Source organism: uncultured Piscinibacter sp. (genome assembly GCF_937952055.1).
Lineage (GTDB): Bacteria > Pseudomonadota > Gammaproteobacteria > Burkholderiales > Burkholderiaceae_C > Piscinibacter.
In genome coordinates this window covers 43,397-63,249 of the sequence record NZ_CALFYO010000021.1, presented here as the reverse complement: position 1 = coordinate 63,249, position 19,853 = coordinate 43,397, and the positions used below count along the sequence as shown (strand labels likewise).

The 19,853-nt window shown below is 70.6% G+C and carries 14 protein-coding genes; 9 read left to right on the top strand and 5 right to left on the bottom strand.

Annotated elements, in window-relative coordinates; genetic code table 11:
* Nucleotides 1–749: 749 nt before the first annotated feature.
* Complete coding sequence (locus Q0599_RS14495) at nucleotides 750–1,613, bottom strand: transglutaminase family protein (RefSeq protein WP_298830560.1); 864 nt, start codon at nucleotides 1,611–1,613, stop codon at nucleotides 750–752.
* Between the two features lie 208 nt (nucleotides 1,614–1,821).
* Nucleotides 1,822–1,983, bottom strand: a complete 162-nt coding sequence (locus Q0599_RS14490; RefSeq protein WP_298830559.1) for a hypothetical protein — start codon at nucleotides 1,981–1,983, stop codon at nucleotides 1,822–1,824.
* Between the two features lie 191 nt (nucleotides 1,984–2,174).
* Here Q0599_RS14490 and Q0599_RS14485 point away from each other — a divergent pair, with 191 nt between their 5' ends.
* Both Q0599_RS14485 and Q0599_RS14480 read left to right on the top strand, forming a co-directional pair.
* The gene (locus Q0599_RS14485) at nucleotides 2,175–2,396 is read left to right on the top strand and encodes a hypothetical protein (RefSeq protein ID WP_298832796.1); all 222 of its coding nucleotides are present in this window, start codon (nucleotides 2,175–2,177) and stop codon (nucleotides 2,394–2,396) included.
* 496 nt (nucleotides 2,397–2,892) lie between these two features.
* Nucleotides 2,893–3,939 (top strand): cyclic nucleotide-binding domain-containing protein, encoded by a 1,047-nt coding sequence (locus Q0599_RS14480; protein WP_298830558.1) that lies wholly within the window; start codon nucleotides 2,893–2,895, stop codon nucleotides 3,937–3,939.
* 31 nt (nucleotides 3,940–3,970) lie between these two features.
* Here Q0599_RS14480 and Q0599_RS14475 read toward each other — a convergent pair whose 3' ends face one another.
* Together Q0599_RS14475 and Q0599_RS14470 are read right to left on the bottom strand one after the other, a co-directional pair.
* The gene (locus tag Q0599_RS14475) at nucleotides 3,971–4,198 is read right to left on the bottom strand and encodes a sulfurtransferase TusA family protein (RefSeq protein WP_298830556.1); all 228 of its coding nucleotides are present in this window, start codon (nucleotides 4,196–4,198) and stop codon (nucleotides 3,971–3,973) included.
* A 46-nt stretch (nucleotides 4,199–4,244) separates the two neighbouring features.
* Nucleotides 4,245–5,357, bottom strand: coding sequence for a YeeE/YedE family protein (locus tag Q0599_RS14470; RefSeq protein ID WP_298830554.1), 1,113 nt, complete (start codon nucleotides 5,355–5,357; stop codon nucleotides 4,245–4,247).
* Between the two features lie 306 nt (nucleotides 5,358–5,663).
* Between Q0599_RS14470 and Q0599_RS14465 the strand changes: the two genes are divergently transcribed.
* The 7 genes from Q0599_RS14465 to Q0599_RS14435 all read left to right on the top strand — a co-directional run bounded on the left by Q0599_RS14465 (nucleotide 5,664) and on the right by Q0599_RS14435 (nucleotide 18,056).
* On the top strand, nucleotides 5,664–5,828 hold the full coding sequence (locus tag Q0599_RS14465; RefSeq protein ID WP_298830553.1) for a hypothetical protein: 165 nt from the start codon (nucleotides 5,664–5,666) through the stop codon (nucleotides 5,826–5,828).
* 236 nt (nucleotides 5,829–6,064) lie between these two features.
* Entirely contained in the window at nucleotides 6,065–7,912 is a 1,848-nt protein-coding gene (locus tag Q0599_RS14460; protein ID WP_298830551.1) for an ABC transporter substrate-binding protein, read from the top strand.
* A 167-nt stretch (nucleotides 7,913–8,079) separates the two neighbouring features.
* Nucleotides 8,080–8,244, top strand: coding sequence for a hypothetical protein (locus tag Q0599_RS14455; RefSeq protein ID WP_298830549.1), 165 nt, complete (start codon nucleotides 8,080–8,082; stop codon nucleotides 8,242–8,244).
* A 101-nt stretch (nucleotides 8,245–8,345) separates the two neighbouring features.
* Nucleotides 8,346–14,039: a GAF domain-containing protein gene (locus Q0599_RS14450; RefSeq protein WP_298830547.1), complete on the top strand. Its 5,694-nt coding sequence runs from the start codon at nucleotides 8,346–8,348 to the stop codon at nucleotides 14,037–14,039.
* Nucleotides 14,036–16,357 (top strand): ATP-binding protein, encoded by a 2,322-nt coding sequence (locus Q0599_RS14445; protein ID WP_298830545.1) that lies wholly within the window; start codon nucleotides 14,036–14,038, stop codon nucleotides 16,355–16,357. Before Q0599_RS14450 ends, Q0599_RS14445 begins: the two co-directional genes overlap by 4 nt.
* Complete coding sequence (locus Q0599_RS14440) at nucleotides 16,354–16,689, top strand: Hpt domain-containing protein (protein WP_298830543.1); 336 nt, start codon at nucleotides 16,354–16,356, stop codon at nucleotides 16,687–16,689. Before Q0599_RS14445 ends, Q0599_RS14440 begins: the two co-directional genes overlap by 4 nt.
* A gap of 2 nt (nucleotides 16,690–16,691) precedes the next feature.
* A complete protein-coding gene (locus Q0599_RS14435; protein ID WP_298830541.1) occupies nucleotides 16,692–18,056 on the top strand; it encodes a response regulator in 1,365 nt (454 codons plus the stop codon).
* Between the two features lie 112 nt (nucleotides 18,057–18,168).
* On the opposite strand, the gene Q0599_RS14430 is transcribed toward Q0599_RS14435, so the two are convergent.
* On the bottom strand, nucleotides 18,169–19,737 hold the full coding sequence (locus Q0599_RS14430) for a winged helix-turn-helix domain-containing protein (RefSeq protein ID WP_298830539.1): 1,569 nt from the start codon (nucleotides 19,735–19,737) through the stop codon (nucleotides 18,169–18,171).
* Nucleotides 19,738–19,853: the final 116 nt, after the last annotated feature.

Here is a 19,853-nt window from a genome sequence, read left to right as displayed (position 1 = left end):
CGTCTGACGATCTCGGTCCGGGCCTTGCGGCCCGGACCGGGTTCGCGTCGCTGGCGCCACGCCCCGCGGGATCCGTCCCCCGGGGCGTTTTCGTTCAGCGGCGGCCCTGGGCCGGTCGACGGCTCCCCGGACGGCCAGGGCAGGCACACCATCGGTCAGCGCCCAGGGACAGGCCGGCTCATCCCCGCGGACCGCGCACGACGTTCAGGCGCACCCCGTCGGCCACGCTGTCGCTCGGATAGACGACCACGCGCGCGCATCAGCGCCGCGCGTGCCTGGGCCAGGTCGTGCGCCGCGCCCACCTCGGCGAAGCGCGTCGCTTCCAGCTCCCGGGCCTGCACGCGGGCTGCCAGTTGCGCCTGGTCGAGTGCCGCCGGGGCGACGAAGCCGTCGCTCTGCAGCTGCTTCTGCCGCGCAGACGCGTTCGCGCAGCTCGCGGGCCATGCGCGCGTCGATCATCGCCGGCGCGCCCAACGTGAGGCGGACCGATGCCGGCGCCAACGGCGGCGGACTTCGCGCCGACTGTCGTGGCGGTGCCCTCCTTGCCCTGACTCCCCATCGCTCGCGTGTCGATGCGGCAGTGGGTCCGGTCGTCGCCGATCGCGCTGCGCCCGTTGCTGGCCCCGGATCCGCGTCGGCCAGAGCGCAGGGCTTTGTGGCGGCTCAGCCTCGAGCCTGATCCGGCCCTCCGACGACAGTCGCGGAAGAACTCGTCGCCGGTACTGCCGATCACCCGCCTATCGCCGGTGTCATGGGTCGGTCGAAAGCGCCTCCGCGCAGTGGGTCGGCACCACCAGTTGTCCATCTGCGCCGGGGATCGCCGCGATGGCGATGCGCGGTGGCAGCCCGGAGACTGTCCCGAAGATCGTCGCGAATGCGGCGTCCGCAGCGTCGCGGCCGGTACCGAAGCGCACGAGACCCATGGGTACAGCGGTGCCGGATGGATCGAAGATGTACCACCGGTCGCCGAGGTAGACCTCCACATACGCATGGAAGTCCGTAGGGCCGAGCGCAGGGTCAGCGCCATAGTCGATCCCGGTCGTGAAGCGTGCCGGGATGTTGATGGCGCGGCAAAGCGCAATCATCAAGTGCGCGAAGTCCCGGCACACGCCGACCGTGTCGATCAGGGTGTCGATCGCCGACGTGGTGGAAGTCGATGTGTTCATCGAGAACGTCGTGCGCTGCAAGACCCAGTCACGAATTCCCTGGACCCGGGCGTAACCGTGCCGCTGCCCGCCGAATTCGTGCATTGCAAGCTTGAGCAATCGATCCGATTGGCAGTAGCGACTCGGATAGATGTAGCTCAAGACCTGCACAGGCAGGCTTGCCACCGGAACCTCCGCAAGCGCGCCGGGTTGCGCGAAGTGGTGCAACAGATCGACGGTGGCGCTGTACGCCACCTTCAGCGGACCGGGCTTGGCACTCAAACGCAGGTGGCGGTTGAGGGTCACCGGGTCGGTCGTCAGCGTGGAAGGTACGTTCTGGCTGAGCGCCAGATCCTCCGAGATCACTCGCTGTCGAGCCGTCTGGGCGGCGTGAATGTTGAATATGAAGTCGCAACCGGGATGGGAGACCTCGTAGTCGAGCTCGATCGAAAGTTTCAATCTGACCATGGCTCGTATTGTGTCGCCGGACGGCGTCTGACCATCACCCAACGACATCGGCTGGCGTTGACGAGGCCGCTCTCGCCAGGCAGATCCTGGCTGGAATCGGTGGATCAAGGTCCGCTGCGCGAAGCTGTGCCGCATCACGCGGGTCGAGCAGCACCTGCCGTCAGACCCACGCCGCCACAGGCTGCCAGGGGCGTGCAGTGACGCGACATCACCCCGCTGCCAGCCAGCTCTGCGGGCCTCGGGGACTTGCAGGAAGGAACTGCGTGGCGAAGAACTGGCGGTAGCCGTTGTTCTCGTCCGCCCGGCCCAACTCGGCCAGACGGCACATCGTCTTGGCCTCGTGGCACTCCGGTTGCGTGCGGGCGCGCACCAGGCGCCCACGGGTGAAGCGACCAAGGCGGCGGCCCGCCGCGGTCCGACGAGAGCGTCGGCGAACACGCCGGAAACAAAGTGCCGACACGCTGAATACAAGCGGTCGTCAGCGTGCTACCCGCGCCGCCCATGATCCCTCCCAAGCCGGTCCACCCTGTCTCCGCGACCGGCGCAACTGGAGGATCCATCATGACCGTTACCCCTGAAACCTTTCCCCGCTGGCTCGCCGGTATCGCCATCCGCCGCGTCGATGCCGCGACGCATCGCGACGCCATCGTGAAGACGATGGCGTGGCACATCGGGCCGCGTGCCGCCGCGGTGCTCGCGGCCGCGAACGCCCACGGCGAGGCCGACACCTCGGCCCGCCGAGCCAAGTCGCCGCACCGCGGGAGTGAACTGGCCATCGCGTGACGAGTGCAGGGGCCGCCTGCAGCGCCTTCAGGCGCTGCACACCCGACACGTGCATGCCGCCCTTGTCCTTCCAGGCGCAGTGGCTCGGCTCGCTGAAGCCCCGCTTCCTGCACAGATCCCCGACCTTCATGCGCCGCGTCGATGGACGAAAGTTCGTCCGCCAGCTGCGAGGGAGGCCGGTCGCTGCTTCCGCAGCGAGCGAACAGGGGTCCTGACCCGGAGCGGCTGTTCGACGCTCGACAGTGCGGACGACCCGCGCGCGGCCAACGGGGCCGCTGCCTGGCACCGCCCCCGCCGATCAGTTCGCAGGTCCCCGCATCAAAGCCCTCTGCAGCGGGCGCCGCACTCCGTACTCCGTACGGCGGCCCGACGCCCCCTTACACTGCCCGCCATCTGCAATGGATCGGTGCGCTGCGTCCGTGCGGGCCCCCGTTTCCCGCCATCCGGGCGGCGCGGCAGGCCAGCCGCGGCCGGCCCTGAGCCACGGGAGATGTGCATGGATGATGCCGACCTGGCCAGGCGACTGAGGGCCACCACCTTGTTTTCGCGGCTGCCGCAGGCGCAGTTGCTGGACCTGCTGCGGCGCAGCCCGCCGTGCCACGCGCGGGCCGGTGAATGGCTGGCCGACGATGCCGTTGGCCTGAAGGATCATCTCGTGCTGCTGTCGGGCGCGCTGCAGGCCCAGCGCTGCTGGACCGCGCCCGACGGCACGCCGGCCCGCACCGCGTGGCAGCTGAACGTCGACGCAAACGGCCCGGGCTTTTCCCTGCTCAGCGCCGCGGGCAGCGGCATTCGCGTGCAGGCATTGGCCGATGCACGCTACCGGTCCATCGACAGCGAGGCGCTCGACGAACTGCTGAGCTCGAGTCACCTTGGCGGGCACATGGCGCGGCTGCGCCACCTCAAGGTCTTCCACGACTTGCCGCTGGAAGTCGTGCGCCAGGCCTTCGACTGCATGGTCGAGCGCGAGGTGGCGGCGGGCGAGACCGTGATCACCCAGGGCGAGGAGGGCGACGCCTACTTCATCATCCTCTCCGGCGAGGCCGAGGTCTGGGTCACCGACCCGATCACCGACGAGACGCTACTCGCCGCCGTGCTCAGCGACGCCGACGCCTTCGGCGAGGAAGCGCTGCTGCTGGGGGGCAGCCGCACGGCCACGGTGAGGATGATCTCCCCGGGCCGGTTGCTGGTGCTGGGCAAGTCGGATTTCGACCGCCTGCTCAAGCCCGGCATGGTGGAAGAGGTGGATGCCGCGACGGCGCACGAACTGTTGTCGCGCGGTGCCACCAGGCTGCTGGACTGCCGCTACGAGATGGAGTTCGAGGAGAGCCACATCCCGGGCGCGCAGCACGTGCCGCTGGACCGCCTGCGTCGGGAGGGCGTGTTCACCGTCGACCCGGAGCCACGCTACGTCGTGTACTGCCGCAGTGGCCGGCGCAGCATCGCCGCGGTGTTCCTGCTGCGCGAGCGCGGCATCCATGCGGTGTCGCTGCGGGGCGGCATCAGGGACTGGCCCTACGAGGTGAACCACGCCGCCTCCTGATCCCGGCCGCGCCCGGGGAGGCCGGCGCGGATCAGGCGCAGCGCAACACGTGGATGTATTCGCGGCCGACGTTGGTCTGCTCGATCATCTCGTGCCCCGCAGTCCGGGCGTAGGCTGCGAAGTCGCGCATCGAGCCCGAGTCGGTGGCGACCACGCGCAGCACCTGGCCGCTTCGCATCTCGCCCAGCGCCCTCTTGGCCTTCATCAGCGGCACCGGGCAGTTCAGGCCGCGGGCATCCAGTTCTCTGTCGATCTGCATGGCGTGTTCTGCCTTCGTTGGAAAGAATGGAATCCCTGATGCACCGTCACTCCCGCATGATCAGCCAGCGCTGCAGGTGCAGGCCCAGCACGGCGCCGAGCATGATGCCGGTGACGGCGATGAAGCTGGTCAGCCCCAGCGTGGACAGGCCCGACAGGCCCTGGCCCACCGTGCAGCCGCCGGCCGTGACGCCACCGACCCCCATGCACAGGCCGCCCACCAGGTGCAGGCCCGTGTCCTGCGCGCCATTGAAGCCTTCCCACTGGAACCGGCGCGAGGTCAGGGCATAGGCGAAGGACCCGAGCACGACGCCGACCACCGAGACCACGCCCAGGCTGAGCACCGTGTTGGCGTCGAAGGACATCACGTAGTCGAGGGTGCGCGCCATGGGCGAGGTGAAGCTCAGCGCCTGCATGCGCCCGCCCGCGGTGCCCAGGTAGACCGGCTCCAGCGTCTCGGGGTGCTCGGGCACGAACCCCATGTGGCCGATGATCCACCACATCGCGACGATCACGCCGCCGATCCCCAGGCCGGCCAGCAGGTGGTCGGCCGACGTGCGGAATTCCGCATCGGCCAGCGCCCAGGCCACCAGCCCGCCCCCCACCAGCAGCGACAGCGCCAGCCCGGTGACCACGGGATCGATGCCGAGCAGGCCGGACAGCCAGGTCGGCACACCGCTGCCGCCGGGCATTTCGAACGAGACGCGGTCGATCGTCCTGCTGCTGAGCAGGCCCGTCATGCCCCGCATCGACGCGTAGGCACCGAAGCCCATGACGAAGAAGACGACCACCGACTTCAGGTTGCCGTCGCCGATGCGCACCAGCGTCTTGCTGCCGCATCCCGACGCCAGCACCATGCCGAAGCCGAACAGCGCACCGCCCACCAGCGCCGACAGCCAGGGGACGCGCGCCGACGAATAGATGCTGGCCGAGGCGTTGATCCAGCCCAGCGCGGCCATGGCGTAGAAGCCGATCATCGCCACGCCGACCGCCATCCCCCACATCCGCATGCGCACCCAGTTGCCCATGTTGAAGATGTCGCTGATGGCGCCCATGGTGCAGAAGTGGGTGCGCTGGGCGATCGCGCCGAAGGCGAGCGAGACGCCAAAGGCCGCCCACAACACCTGGGTCTGGAGCGCCTGGACTTGCGACAGTTCCATGGGGCGTGTGGGGTCGTGACGACGGGCCGCGGTCTACTCGACTGGCGCAGTTGATGGGCTGCGACCATGTTATTACGCCGATTGGAGGCGTGGCCTCCGTAGATACGACATCTGCCCGCGCGTGCGGGAGGTCCGGGGCGAGCCGGGGAGCGAGCCCGCCCGGCGCGTCGCTCCCGCGCGGCACCCGGAGCCGCCAGGCATCGATTCAGGAGGCTTCAGCCACCCTTCAGGATGCTCAAGGACTCAGGGCCCCTTGCGGGCGCACGATGCACCCATCGACATCCACCTCACCGACCGGAGCCGACCATGAGCACCTACACACCGCTGCGCCGCACCCAACGCGCAGTCTTTCTTGTGATCGCCCTGCTGGTCAATGCCGGCATTGCCGGATTCATCGACGGCCTCGCGGGCGCTGCCCAGGCGAATGCCGAAGTGGCCGCCGCGAAGCCCGCCGCGCCGGGTCAGGCCTGACACCCGTGCTTGCCGCGGATCGCGCATGCCAGGCCCCCATCCGGGGCCCTGCGGCATAGACTCACGTGTCACCGAGGCGAAGGAGCGGCAATGATGGGCAATCCTTCCGACAGGCCGATCGCGAAGTCGAGCGAACGGTTCGCACGTCCCGTCGAACCGCCCGCGCGGCGCGGCGCGGGCTCGCGTGCCATCGGCGCGAAGGGCGGCATCCGGGCCGGCCGAGCGGAGTTGTCACAGTGATCGGCCTGCGGAAGTCCTGGGTCCGGTGGATCGCGGTGGCGGCGGTGACCGCGGCGTGCGGCGCCGCGGCAGCGGCTGCCGACGGCGGCGGCCCGCAAGGACGCAAGGTGCTGCGCTACGCGTTCCCGATCGCCGAGACGGCGTTCGATCCGGCGCAGGTGACGGACATCTACTCCAACGCGGTGCTGAGCGGCATCTTCGAAGCGCCGCTCGAATACACGTTCCTCGCCGCGCCGGTGGGCATGCGCCCCAACACCGCGGCCGGCATGCCCGAGGTCAGCGCCGACTTCAGGACCTTCACGTTCCGCATCCGGCCGGGCATCTACTTCGCCGACGATGCCGCCTTCAAGGGCAGGAAGCGCCAGCTGGTCGCCGAGGACTACGTCTATTCGATCAAGCGCCACTACGACCCGCGCTGGAAAAGCGGCAAGCTGAGCTTCTTCGAGAACGAGAAGATCCTCGGGCTCTCGGAGTTGCGCAAGAAGGCCATCGACGCAAAGAAGCCGTTCGACTACGACACCCCCGCCGAGGGCCTGCGCGCGCTCGATCGATACACGTTCCAGGTCAAGCTGGCCGAACCGTCGCCGCGGTTCCTGTACACCTACGTCTTCGGCTCCTATGCCGGCGCGCTGGCGCGCGAGGTGGTCGAGGCCTATGGCGACCTGATCGGCGAGCATCCGGTGGGCACCGGTCCCTTCATGCTGAAGGAGTGGAAGCGCAGTTCGCGCATCGTGCTCGTGCGCAACCCGAACTACCGCGACGTGCGCTACGACGAAAGCCCGCCTGCCGGCAGCGAGCACCTGGCGCGCATCGCCGGCCAGCTCAAGGGCCGCAGGCTGCCGATGGTCGACGAGGTGCACATCTCGATCATCGAGGAGTCGCAGCCGCGCTGGCTTTCGTTCCTCAACGCGGAGCAGGACCTGATCGAGGCGGTGCCGTCGGACTTCGCCACCGTGGCGTTCCCCAACGACCGACTGGCACCGCACCTGGCCAAGCGGGGCATCACGATGGCGCGCTATGCGCGGGCCGACGCCGCGTTCAGCTACTTCCAGATGGAGAACCCGGTCGTCGGCGGCTACGAGCCGCACAAGGTGGCGCTGCGGCGGGCCATTTCGCTGGCGGTGGACGTGGACCGCCAGATCCGCCTGGTGCGGCAAGGCCAAGCCGTCCCGGCCCAGGGGCCGATGCCGCCGGGCACCTTCGGCCATGACCACCAGTTCAAGACCACGCTGAGCGAGTTCAGCCCCGCGCGTGCCCAGGCGCTGCTCGACATGCACGGCTACGTCGACCGCGACGGCGACGGCTGGCGCGAGCAGCCCGACGGCTCGCCGCTGGTGCTGCGCTATGCCACGACCCCCGACCAGCTGAGCCGCCAGTACGACGAGCTGTGGCAGAAGAACATGCGCGCGATCGGGCTCAGGATCGAGTTCGACGTCGCGAAGTTCCCCGAGCACCTGAAGGCCAGCCGCGCCGGCCGGCTGATGATGTTCGGCATGGCCTGGAACGGCGGCGAACCGGACGCCGACGTGTTCCTCTCGCTCGCCTACGGGCCCAACAAGGGCGGGGTCAACCACTCCCGCTTCGACCTGCCGGCCTACAACGCGCTGTACGAGAAGCAGCGCCGCCTGCCCGACGGCCCCGAGCGGCTGGCCGTGATGAAGGACGCCGCCCGCTTGATGGTGGCGTACATGCCGCTGAAGCTTCAGGTGCATCGCGTGGCGACGGACCTCGCGCACCCGTGGCTCGTGGGCTACAACCGGCACACGTTCAACGGCCTGTTCTGGAAGTACGTGGACATCGACCTCGCCGAACAGCGGCGCCGCGGCGGTGGTGCCGCGTTGTAGGCCCGCACGCCGGGGGGGTGAGGCGTCGCTCGGCGCGGGGCTCGCGTTCGGAATCGCGGCAGCAGTTTCAGCACGCTTCAGGACTGCCTTCAGGATGCTCAAGGACCGAAGGCGTCCGGCGGGAGGACGATGCACCCCATCGACACCACCACCTACCGGAGCCGACCATGAGCACCTACCAGCCGCTGCGCCGCACCCATCGCGCTGTCTTCCTCACGCTCGCCCTGCTTGTCAATGCCGGACTCGCCGGGTTCATCGACGGGCTCGCCGGCGCGGCCTCGACTTCGGCGGCCGTGGCTGCCGCGCAGCCGGCCGCGACGGGACGGGCCTGATGCCGACGCATGCTCGCGAGCGCCGCGCGTCGCGGCATGGCCTGCCGGGCCATCGCGGGCGGCGATGAAGGGGCATGCAGACCCATGAGCCGAGGGTGGCCTTGAGCGCAGAGATCGCACGGCAGGCCGAGTCGCTGGCGCGCGGGGGCCGTCACGCGCAGGCGCTGGCGCTGCTGGCGTCCCGGCTCGACGCGCCCGCGCCGGCCGAGGAGGCTGCCGCCACCGCGCGCATGCCGCTCCTGGCGCAGCGCATCGAGAGCCACCTCGCGCTCGCCGATGCGCCTGCCGCCCTCGCCGATCTGGCCGCGATGCGGAACCTGGCGGAAGCCTTTCCGAGCGCTGCGCTGCGGGCGCAGCTGCTCTGCGCCCACGCCTTGGTGCAGCTGCGCCGCCGGTATTCGGGCGAGAGCCTGCAGGACGCGCGGGAAGCCGAGGTCCTGGCCCGCCGTGCGCGCTTGCGTGCCCTCCGAGCACAGGCGCTGGCGCTGCAGGCGCACTTCGAACTGCGGTTCGAGCAGGACCGTGCCGCGGCCGATCATGCAGGTGTCGCGGCCGCGCTGTTCGAGGCCGCCGGTGACGCGGTGCGGCAGGGCCGGGCGTTGCGTCTCCAGGCGCTGGCCCTGGAGGGACTGGCGGAGCGCGCCGCCATGCAGGAAGCGGCCGAACGGGCACTCGCCCTGGCGCGACGCCACGGCGACCCGGCAGGCGTCGCGGGGGCGCTCGCAGCGCTGAGTTCCGCCTCGCAGGACCTGGCGCTGCGGCTGACACACCTGAAGGCGGCGCTGACCGCCGGCGTCGATGCGGGCGACCAGCCCGTACGTGCGGAGATCCACAACTTGCTGGGCCAGACCTACGGCCGACTGGGCCTCTGGCGGCAGGCGCGGCGCCAGTTCCAGGCCTCGCTTGACCTGTCGCGCGGCTTCTGGCGACCGTCGGCGCGGATCAACATGCTGCGGGCGCTCGCCTATGTCGAGGCCCGCGGGGGCCGCCTCGACGCCAGCCAGGCGGCCCTGGACGAGGCGGCTCGCCTGCTGGACGAGGACCCGGATCCGGTGTGGGTCGAGCAGCTGGCATGGGCGCACGCCCGTGCGCCGTTGTGGCAGGGGCGTCCCGGCGACGTGGCCCGCCTTGCCGCGCTGGCGGCCAGCCCTGGGATGGCGTCGCTGGCGACGCGGGTCTGCACCGATCTGGCCGAGTCGCAGCTGCTCCTCGGGGATGCCGATGCTGCTGCCCAGGCCTCGGGCGAGGCGGTGCGCCGGCTGCCCGGCCACATCGAGGGCAACGGCATCCAGACCACCGCGCATGTCGGCTGGACGCACCACCGCACGCTGCTCGCCTGCGGCCGCCGCCGCGAGGCCGTGGACGCGATGGCGCAGGCCTACCGGGCCCTGGTGGGCAGCATCGCGACGATGGCCGACGAGGGCGTGCGCCGAACCCACCTGCACGCGCCGGACTCGCACGCGGCCTTGCTGAGCGCCTGGGTGGAGCACGCGCGCCGCCGGCGGCTGCCCAGGGCACGCTACACCGCCCATCTGGCCGGACCCGGCGAGCTCGCCGAGCCGATGGCGCGCCTCGTGGACACCGGGCTGCGCATGAACGCGCTCGGCACCGAGAACGCGCTGCACGATTTCCTCATCGAAGAGGCCGCCGAGCTGCTCGGGGCGAGGCGGGTGCTGCTGGCGCTGACGCCGACATCACGAACCGCGGGCGATCACGCACTCGCCGGTTCCCAGATGCCGTCCGGCGAAGCCGCCGAGGCCCTGCTCGACGCGGTGCGCCCCTGGCTGGACGAAGCCGCACGCGTGCGCGACTCGGCGCTGCGGCACGGCCCGCCGCTGGGCGACGGCATCGAGGAGATCGACCAGCGCAGCTGCCTCGTCGCCCCGTTGGTCGCCCAAGGCGAGGTGCTCGGGCTGCTCTACGCCGACCTCGAGGGCCTGTTCGGCCGCTTCCACGAGACCGACCGCGACCTGCTGGCCGCGCTCGCGGCGCAGGCGGCCGTGGCGCTGGCGAACCTGCGCACGCAGGAAGGCCTGGAGCAGCAGGTGGCCGAACGCACCGCCGCGCTCGAGCAGCGCGCCGGCGAGCTGGAGGTCGTCAACCGCGTGCAGCAGGGCATCGCGGCCTTGCTCGACTTCCAGCACGTCGTCGAGAGCATCGGCGAGCAGTTGCGCCTGCAGTTCCCGCAGCAGGAGATTTCGATCTGGCTCGTCGACGCCGCGGCCGGGGTAGTCCGGGCGGTCTACGGCTACTACGACGGGCAGCGCGTCGAACTCGCCCCGTGGCCGCTGCCCGAGCGCGGCTTCACGCCGCTGGTGCTTGCCCGCGGCGAAACGATCGTCGTCAACGAGAACGCCAGGGAAGCCGAACTGGCCGTCGGCGCCGTGCCTCTCGTGCCGCTGACACGCTTGCCCCGGTCGCACCTGTACGTGCCGATGAAGGTGGGCGAACAGGTGCGCGGCATCCTGTACCTGTCGGACCTGGAACGCGAGCACGCCTTCGCGCCAGCACGGGTACGGCTGGTCGAGACACTGGCCGCCGGCATGGGCGTGGCGCTCGAGAACGCGCGCCTGTTCGACGAGACGCGGCGGCTGCTCAAGGAGACCGAGCAGCGCAACGCCGAGCTGGCGGTGATCAACCGCATCCAGCAGGGCATCGCCGACAAGCTCGAGTTCGAAGCCATCGCCGAGCAGGTGGGCGAGCAGCTGCTCGCCGTGTTCGACCCCGGCTCGCTCGACAACCTGAGCGTGTGGTGGTGGGAGCGTGAAGCCGGCCAGATGCGGCCGCTGTACGTCTGGACCAAGGGTCAGCGCGAGTTCGGCGTCGCCAGCGTGCCCGTCGACACCGTGCCCGCGGCGCGGCGGGTGATGCGCGAAGGCGCCACGCTCGTGGCCCACACCTCGGACGAGATCTGGGCACAGGGCTTCATCTACGTCGAGCAGGGCGCCCTTGTCGAGGATCGCTCGGAGATGGAGCGGCGGGGTGAGGAGGAGGCGCGGTCGGTCGCCTGCGTGCCCGTCACCGCCGGCGACCGCGTGCTGGGCGCCGTGATGATCAGCGACTACCGGCGCGAGCACGCCTACGGCGAGCCCGAGGTGCGCCTGCTGCAGACCGTGGCCGCGACGATGGGCGCGGCGCTCGAGAACGCACGTCTGTTCGCGGAGACGCAGCGGCTGCTGGAGGAGACCGAGGCCCGTAATGGCGAGCTGGCGGTGATCACCGCCGTGCAGCAGGCGATGGCCGGACAGCTCAGCCTGCAGGGCGTGTACGACGCGGTGGGTGACCAGTTGCGGCAGGTCTTCCCGGGCCATGGCATCACGATCCGTCGTTACGACCCGGCGGCGAATCGAATGAGCTTTCCCTACTGGTGGGACCCCGGCCTCGGCCGCACCGTGATCCCAGACCGGACGCCCGGCGGGATCGGCGCGTGGGTGTTGCGAACACGCAGCACGCTGCTCATCAACGAGCGCCACGCCGAAGCCGTCGCCCGCATCGGCGGCGTCGCAAACTCCGGCGCTCCTGGCGGCCGCGACACCAGGTCGCATGTCGTCGTGCCGATGCTGATCGGCGAGCAGGTGCTGGGAATGATCGATCTGCACAATCTCGAGCGCGAGCATGCGTTCGACACGGCCACGGTGCGCCTGCTCGAGACCATCGCCGCCAGCACCGCCATCGCGCTGGAGAATGCGCGCCTCTTCGACGAGACCCAGCGCCGCGCCAGGGAAGCGGCAGCGCTGTCGGACGTTGGCCGCGAGCTCTCGTCTTCGCTGGAGCTGGCCACCGTGCTCGACGCCATCGCGCGCCACGCCAAGGAACTGCTCGGCGCCAGCGAGAGCGCGATCTTCCTGCCCCAGGCCGGCAGCGCGCAGCACCGCGCGATCGTCGCCCATGGCGAGATCGCCGAACAGATCAGGGACACGGTCGTGGAGGCCGGCCGCGGCATCATCGGCAGCCTGCTGGAGAGCGGCCGGCCCGAGTTGCTGAACGATGCGCTCGCCGACCCGCGCCGCATCCAGATCCCCGGCACCGAGCCGCGTGAAGGCGAGCGCTTGATGGTCGTGCCGCTGCTCGGGGCGGGCGACGCCGTGCTGGGCGCGATGGCGGTGTGGCGGCGCGGCGGAGCACATTTCGCCGCGCACGAACTGGAATTTCTGGTCGGCCTGTCGCGACAGGCCTCGGTGGCGCTGGCGAATGCACGCCTGTTCGACGAGGCGCAGCGCGCGCGCGAGCAGGCGGAGGCCGCCAACGAGGCCAAGAGCGCGTTCGTCGCAACCATGAGCCACGAGATCCGCACGCCGATGAACGCGGTGATCGGCATGAGCGGCCTGCTGCTGGACACGCCGCTGACCGACGAGCAGCGCGAGTTCGCGTCGACGATCCGCGACTCGGGCGACGCGCTGCTGACGATCATCAACGACATCCTCGACTTCTCGAAGATCGAGGCGGGGCGCATGGACATCGAGGAGCAGCCCTTCGACCTGCGCGAATGCGTCGAGAGCGCGCTCGACCTCGTCGCGCCGGGCGCGGGCCACAAGCACCTGGACCTCGCCTACCTGTTCGAAGGCGAGGTGCCGGCGGTCGTCCGCGGCGACGTGACCCGGCTGCGCCAGGTGCTGACGAACCTGCTGTCCAACGCCGTGAAATTCACCGAGGCCGGCGAGGTGGTGCTGACGGTCACGCGGGGCGGCCAGGGCAGGCTGCGCTTCGCCGTGCGCGACACCGGCATCGGGCTGTCCGAGGCCGGGCTGGCCAAGCTGTTCCAGAGCTTCAGCCAGGCCGACAGCTCCACCACGCGGCGCTACGGGGGCACCGGGCTCGGGCTGGTCATCAGCCGTCGGCTGGCCGAATTGATGGGCGGGTCCCTGCAGGCCGAAAGCAGGGGCCTGGGCCAGGGCTGCACCTTCCACCTCGGGTTGCCGCTGCCCGCGAGCGACCTGCAGCCGGCCGCGACGCCCCGCAGCATCCTCGGCCCGCAGCCGGCCCTTGCCGGCAAGCGCGTGCTGGTGGTCGACGACAACGCGACCAACCGCCGGGTCATCGACCTGCAGACGGCGCGCTGGGGCATGGTGCCGACCAGCGCCGCGTCCGCCGAGCAGGCGCTGGCGAGGATCGAGGCCGGCGAGCGCTTCGACCTCGCGATCCTCGACATGCACATGCCGGGCATGGACGGTGCCGCCCTCGCCGTGCGCCTGCGCGAGCTCGCGCCCCGGATGCCACGCGTGCTGTTCACCAGCCTCGGCGCGGTGCGCGAGTGGGCGCGCAGCGAGCTGTTCGACGCGGCACTCGGCAAGCCGCTGCACCAGAGCGCGTTGTTCGATACGCTGGCCGATCTGCTGGCCGGCGACAAGGCCGCGCGCGCGTCCCAGGCCCCGGCGGCCGCGCTGGCGGTCGATGCCATCCTGGCCGCGCGCCATCCGCTGCGCATCCTGCTGGCCGAGGACAACCTCACGAACCAGAAGCTCGCCCTGCGCCTGCTGTCGCAGATGGGCTATCGCGCCGATGTCGCGGCCAACGGGATCGAGGTGATCGAGAGCCTGGAACGCCAGCGCTACGACCTCGTGCTGATGGACGTGCAGATGCCGGAGATGGATGGGCTCGAAGCCAGCCGCCGCATCGTCACCGCGCAGCCCGACGCGGCGCGGCGCCCGCGAATCGTCGCCATGACCGCCAATGCGATGCAGGGGGATCGCGAGGCGTGCCTGGCAGCGGGCATGGACGACTACGTCACCAAGCCGATCCGCGTCGAGGCGCTGGTCGAAGCGCTGATGCAGGTGACACCGCGGGGCAGCGTGTGAAGCGACGCTCGACGCTCGCGGCCCTGGCGCTGTGGCTGCTGACGGCTTGCGCGCACGCGCAGGAGCCGGTGCCCTTCGACTACCGCTGCGACGCCGCTGCGGCGGCGACATCGCCTGCCGGTCTGCCGGCCGACGGCTGGCAGCGGGCCGAAGACGGCCTGCTGCCGCGCACCGCCGGCAGCCCGTGCTGGTTGCGAATCGACATCGCGCGCTTCGCACCGCGCATCCTGAGCGCGAGTGGCACCGGGGCGATCATGACGGTCGCCGCGTTCTCGCGCGACGGCCGCCCGCTCGCCGCGGCGAGCTACATCGGCGCACGTGACCGAGTGATCGTCGGCGCGAGCAAATGGGGCGAACACCGCATGCTGTTCCCAACCCTGCGCCCCGAAGATGGCCCGGCGCTCATTCGCATGCAGCGCAGCAGCAGCGTCAACGTTGCAGCGGTGGACTTGCACGAGGCCGTGCAGGTCGATCGGAACTACAGCTTCATCCAGCTGAGCCTCGGCCTGTTCTATGCCTTTGTCACCCTGGCGGCGGCCACGTCGGGCGTGCTCGGCCGTGATCGAGGCCAATTCGTGTTCGCCGCGGTGTTCGCGTGGCTCGCCCTCTTCGCTTGGCAGACCCTCAGCGCATCGTTGCCTCCAAGTTTTGCCAGCGGCGTATGGCCATCCGCCCTGATAGAAGGCGTTTGGTTGATGCTCATGATGCTGGCCGCGGCGCAGCTGCTGCGGGCGCGCCAACGCGCTCCGCGTTGGTATCGTTGGATGGTCGTTTCGGGCGTGCTGTTCCTGCTGTCCAGCCTACTGCACATCGCGCTGAGGCTCGGCACGGGCAACACGTTGGTCTTCTCTTTACTCAATGTCCTGTTCTGGGTCGTCGGGATCGCGGCGTCGTGGCACGTGTGGCGGCTCGGACACCGCGTCGGCGCGGTAGGCGCGATGCTGTTCGCTTTGGACGCGGCCACCTTCGCGCCGAGGACTCTGGCAGCATTGGTCAACCGCTTCGTCCCCATCGACACCGCCCCGTTCCAGGTCAGCGACTGGGCGTATGTCCTGAGTTCGGCTGCGCCTGCGTTCGTCTTCGTCGGCGCCATCATCCACCGCGCGTTCGAGCAACTGCGCGTCGCGCAGCGCGAGCGCGAGGCCCGTGCCGTCGCCGAAGCCGCCAATGCCGCCAAGAACGCCTTCCTGGCCACCATGAGCCACGAGATCCGCACGCCGATGAACGGGGTGATCGGCATGACCGGCTTGCTGCTGGACACGCCGCTCACCGATGAGCAGCGCGAGCACGCGCAGACGATCCGCGACTCGGCCGAGAGCCTGCTGGCCATCGTCAACGACATCCTGGACTTTTCGAAGATCGAGGCCGGCAAGATGGCGCTGGAGCGCGCGCCGCTGGACCTGCGCGGCTGCGTCGAGGCGGCGATGGACCTGGTGCGCTATCGCGCCACCGAGAAGGGCCTGGCGCTGACGCTGACCGTCGGCGACGACGTGCCCGCCGGCATCCTTGGCGATGCGACGCGGCTGCGCCAGATCCTGCTCAACCTGCTGGCCAACGCGGTGAAGTTCACCGCGCGTGGCGAAGTGGCCGTGTCGGTCGAGCGCCTGAACGGGGATCGCCTGCGCATCGCCGTGCGCGACAGCGGCATTGGGCTCACCCCGGAAGCGCGGGCGCGGCTGTTCCAGCGCTTCGAGCAGGCCGATGCGGGCACGGCGCGGCGCTACGGGGGCACGGGCCTCGGTCTCGCGATCAGCCGCAATCTCGCCGAGCTGATGGGTGGCGCGCTGGAAGCTGCGAGCGACGGCCCGGGAGAGGGTTCGACCTTCACGCTGGAGATCGAGGCGCCGGCGGCCGAACTGCCCGCGGCAGCAGCCAAGGCTTCCGTATCGGCATGGCCTGACCCGACGCTCGCCGAGCGCCACCCGCTGCGCATCCTGCTCGCCGAGGACAACCTCGTGAACCAGAAGCTGGCGTTGCGGCTGCTGTCTCAGATGGGCTATCGCGCCGACGTGGCGACCAACGGCATCGAGGCGATCGAACGCCTCGAGCGCCAGCCCTACGACGTGGTGCTGATGGACGTGCAGATGCCGGAGATGGACGGGCTGGAGGCCACGCGCGAGATCGTCGGGCGCCTCGGTGAGCGCCGCCCGCGTATCGTCGCGATGACGGCCAACGCGATGGAAGGCGACCGCCAGGCCTGCCTCGCGGCCGGCATGGACGGTTATCTCACCAAGCCGATCCGCGTCGACGCGCTGCATGCGGCGCTGGTGAGTGCCCATGCGGAAAGACGCCCGCAGGTAGAGGAGTCACGATCATGAGCGATCCCTGCATCGATGTCGCGGTGTTCTCGGAACTGCAGGCGCAGGCCGGGGCCGATTTCGTCGCCGAGCTCGTGGCCACCTTCGCCGACGAAGGGGCGGACCTGCTCGTGGCGTTGCGGTCTGCTGCGGCCCAGGGCGAGGCGACGTCGTTCCGGCGCGCCGCGCACTCGATCAAGAGCAATGCCATCGCCTTCGGTGCGCGGGCGCTGGCGGAGCAGGCGCGTGCGCTCGAACTCGGCGGCCTGCCCAACGATTCGGCCGGGATCGACGTGCTGAGTACGCTGTTCGAGTCCACCATCGCCGCGCTGCGCCAGCGTGCGGCAGGCTGAGCATGGACGGCACGCTGCGTTTCGGGCATTTCGAGTTGCGGCCTCCGCTGCGCGAGCTGCGTGTCCATGGTCACCAGGTGCCACTGGGCAGCCGGGCCTTCGACCTGCTTCTTGCGCTGGCCGAGCGGCGCGACCGACTGGTGACCAAGGACGAGTTGCTCGAAATCGTCTGGCCGGGCCTCGTGGTGGAAGAGAACAACCTGCAGGTGCAGGTGTCGGCGCTGCGCAAGCTGCTCGGCGCCAAGGTCATCACGACCGTGCCGGGGCGGGGCTACCGATTCACCGCCGTGGCGGAGGAGCCCCAGCCCCTGTCCGTGGCGCCGGCCCCGGTCCCGGTCGACGCCGGCACGGCACAGGGCCTGGGCTACCGCCTGCTGGTGGCCGACGACAACAAGGTGAACCGCCTGCTGCTGACGCGCTCCCTGGACCTGATGGGCCATCGGGTGACGAGCGTCGACAATGGCCGCAGGGCGCTGAACATGCTGCGCGCAGAGCGGTTCGACCTGCTGCTGCTCGACCTGGAGATGCCCGAGCTCGATGGCTTCGCGCTGCTGGAAGCGATGGCGAACGATGCGGCACTGGCCGAGGTGCCGGTGATCATCACCAGCTCGGTCGAAGGCGTGGCGCCGGTCGCACGCTGCATCGAGCTGGGCGCCGACGACTTCCTGCACAAGCCGGTCGACCCCACCTTGCTCAAGGCCCGGGTGGTCGCCAGCCTGGAAAAGCGCCGCATGCGCGAACAGCAGCGCGAGCTGATCGGCCGGTTGACGGCACTGCTCGCCGTGTCCGGAGAGGCCGGCCCGGCGGTGCCGGCCTCGCCGCGGCGTTGCCGCGCCGCACTGCTGGCCGCGCGCCTGGTAGGGCTGGAGGCGTGGCCGGATGGCGGCGATGCGGCCGCGCTCGTCGAGTTGGCCGAAGCCTGCCGCACGCTGCTGGCGGACGCCGTGGCGGGGCAGGACGGCGTGCCCGTGGCCGATGCCGGCGACGAATTGGTCGCCGCGTTCGGTCTTGACGGGTCGCGCAGCAGCGGCACCGGCGCCCCCATCGCGGCATTCCAGTCCGCCCGCGAGATGGCCGTCCTGATCGACGGGCTGAATGCCGAGCGAGCTGCTGCCGGCCGGCCTGCGGTCCGCCTCGCCGTCGGCATCGCGCAGGGCGAGGTCGTGGCCGGCCGCGGCGGTCGCCCGGGCGAGTCGCGCGTGGTGTGCCTTGGCGCGGCCCTGGACGAGGCCCGCGCGCTCGCCCTGCGCGCCGCGGACGCCGGGCGCACCATCGTCGTCGACGCCACGGTGTCGCTCGCACTGGGAGGCCTCGTGCGCGTCGAGCCGCTCGAACCTGAGCGGGCGTACGGTGTGGTTCCCGGTTGAGAATGGCCGCAGGAGGCACACGTGCCCGGCGGCTCGGGCATCACCGGCACGATGTCTTCAGCCCGACTTTGGCCGCATCAGGGGCACGGTTGGCTCTGGCAGCGCTGGCGAGCTATGCGTTGCCAGGAGCGATTGATCCGGACTGATCCTGCGCGGCCTCGAGCAGCCGCTCGATGCGTTGCGTCCAATGTGGGTTGTGCCGCCACAGCGGCTGCAGCGCGTCGGTCGGACCGGCCGGCAGTTGCGACCACTGTCGCCACCAGTCGGCGGCAGCCGCGTTGCGACCGAGCGCGACGCTCGCCGCGGCCGCGACGCGCAGCGCAGGGCGCCAGGTCGGCCGCACCTTGAGCGCGGCCATCGCGTGCTCCAGCGCCGCCTCTGGCCGCTCGTCGAACAGCAGGGCCAGCGCCAGCAGCGTGTACCAGACGAAGTTCTGCGGGTCGTAGCGGTTGAGGCGGATCCCGTGCCCGAGCGACGCTGCCGCGCGTGTGGCCTGGCCCCCGTACAGCGCGGCCATGCCGTGCACCAGGTGTCCGAGGGCGAAGCTCGGGCTGAGCTCGATCGCCTTGTCGGCACTGCGCAGTGCGAGCGCAAGGTCGTCGGCGTAGTTGCCGACGATCGCCAGCGCGTAGTGGGTGTACGGGTTCTTCCCGTCGAGTTGCACCGCCTCGAGCGCGGCGGCGCGGCCCTCGCGCAGGTCGGCGGCCGGATCGTCGCTCCAGCCGTAGGCCACCAACCCGGCATTGACGCGGCCGAGCCAGAGCTGCGCCTCGGCCAGTTCGGGATCGATGCGGCTCGCCTGGCGGAACAGCTCGCGAGCCTTGACGTGTGTCGGCCGGGTGACGTGGTGGAACAGCCAGGAACCCTGCGCGACCAGGTCCCAGGCGCTGATGCTGCCGCCGCGCCGGCGCGCCGCCAGATGGCCGCTGCTCCTGAGCAGCTCGGGCTCGATCGCGGCCGCCACCTGCCGCGCGATTCGGTCCTGCACCTCGAACAGCTCGGCGTCTGCGACGTCGTACAGCTCGGCCCACAGGCAGGCGCCGTCGGGCGCTTCGACCAGGCGTGCCGAAATGCGCACCTGCGCGCCCGAACGGCGCACCGAGCCCTCGACCAGATAACGGACGCCCAGCTCGGCCGCCGCGCCGGCGCCGGCCGGCCGCAGCTTGTACACGTAGCTGGCATTGCGGCCCGTGACCGTGAACCAGCGAAAGCGCGTCAGCGCCGTGATCAGCGCCTCGGTCACGCCGTCGGCCACGTACTCCTGCGCCGGGTCGTCACCGGTGTGCGTGAACGGCAGCACCGCGATGCCCGGCCGGCCGCCGGGGTCGGCGCCGCCGTGGTCGATCGGCGCGAGCTGCGTCTCCTCGATCGCCGCCACCTCGGGCATGCGGTAGCCCAGTCGCGGCACGTTGACGATCCACCCGGCGCCTGTGCGCGCCGGCGTGTCGAGCAGTTTGCGCAGGGCGGTGACCTGCACCGACAGGTTGCTGTCCTCGACGACCAACCCAGGCCAGGCGAACCGCAGGAGTTCGGCCTTCGACACCGGTTCGCCGCCGGCCTCGAGCAGTGCCTGCAGGATCCGCAGGCCGCGCTGCCCGACGGCCAGCGCCGCACCGTCGCGCGTCAGCGTGCCGCGCGCGGTATCGAGCAGGAACGGACCGAACGCGAATCGCCTTGCCAAGTCACTTCCCCCACGTCGGGCTATGCCGGATTTCGCCGTTTTTAGGCGCCTCTTCAGTGACCTGTGGCGCCCGTGCCCGCATTGTGCGGTGGCGGGAGTCATTCCCGCGAAGCCAC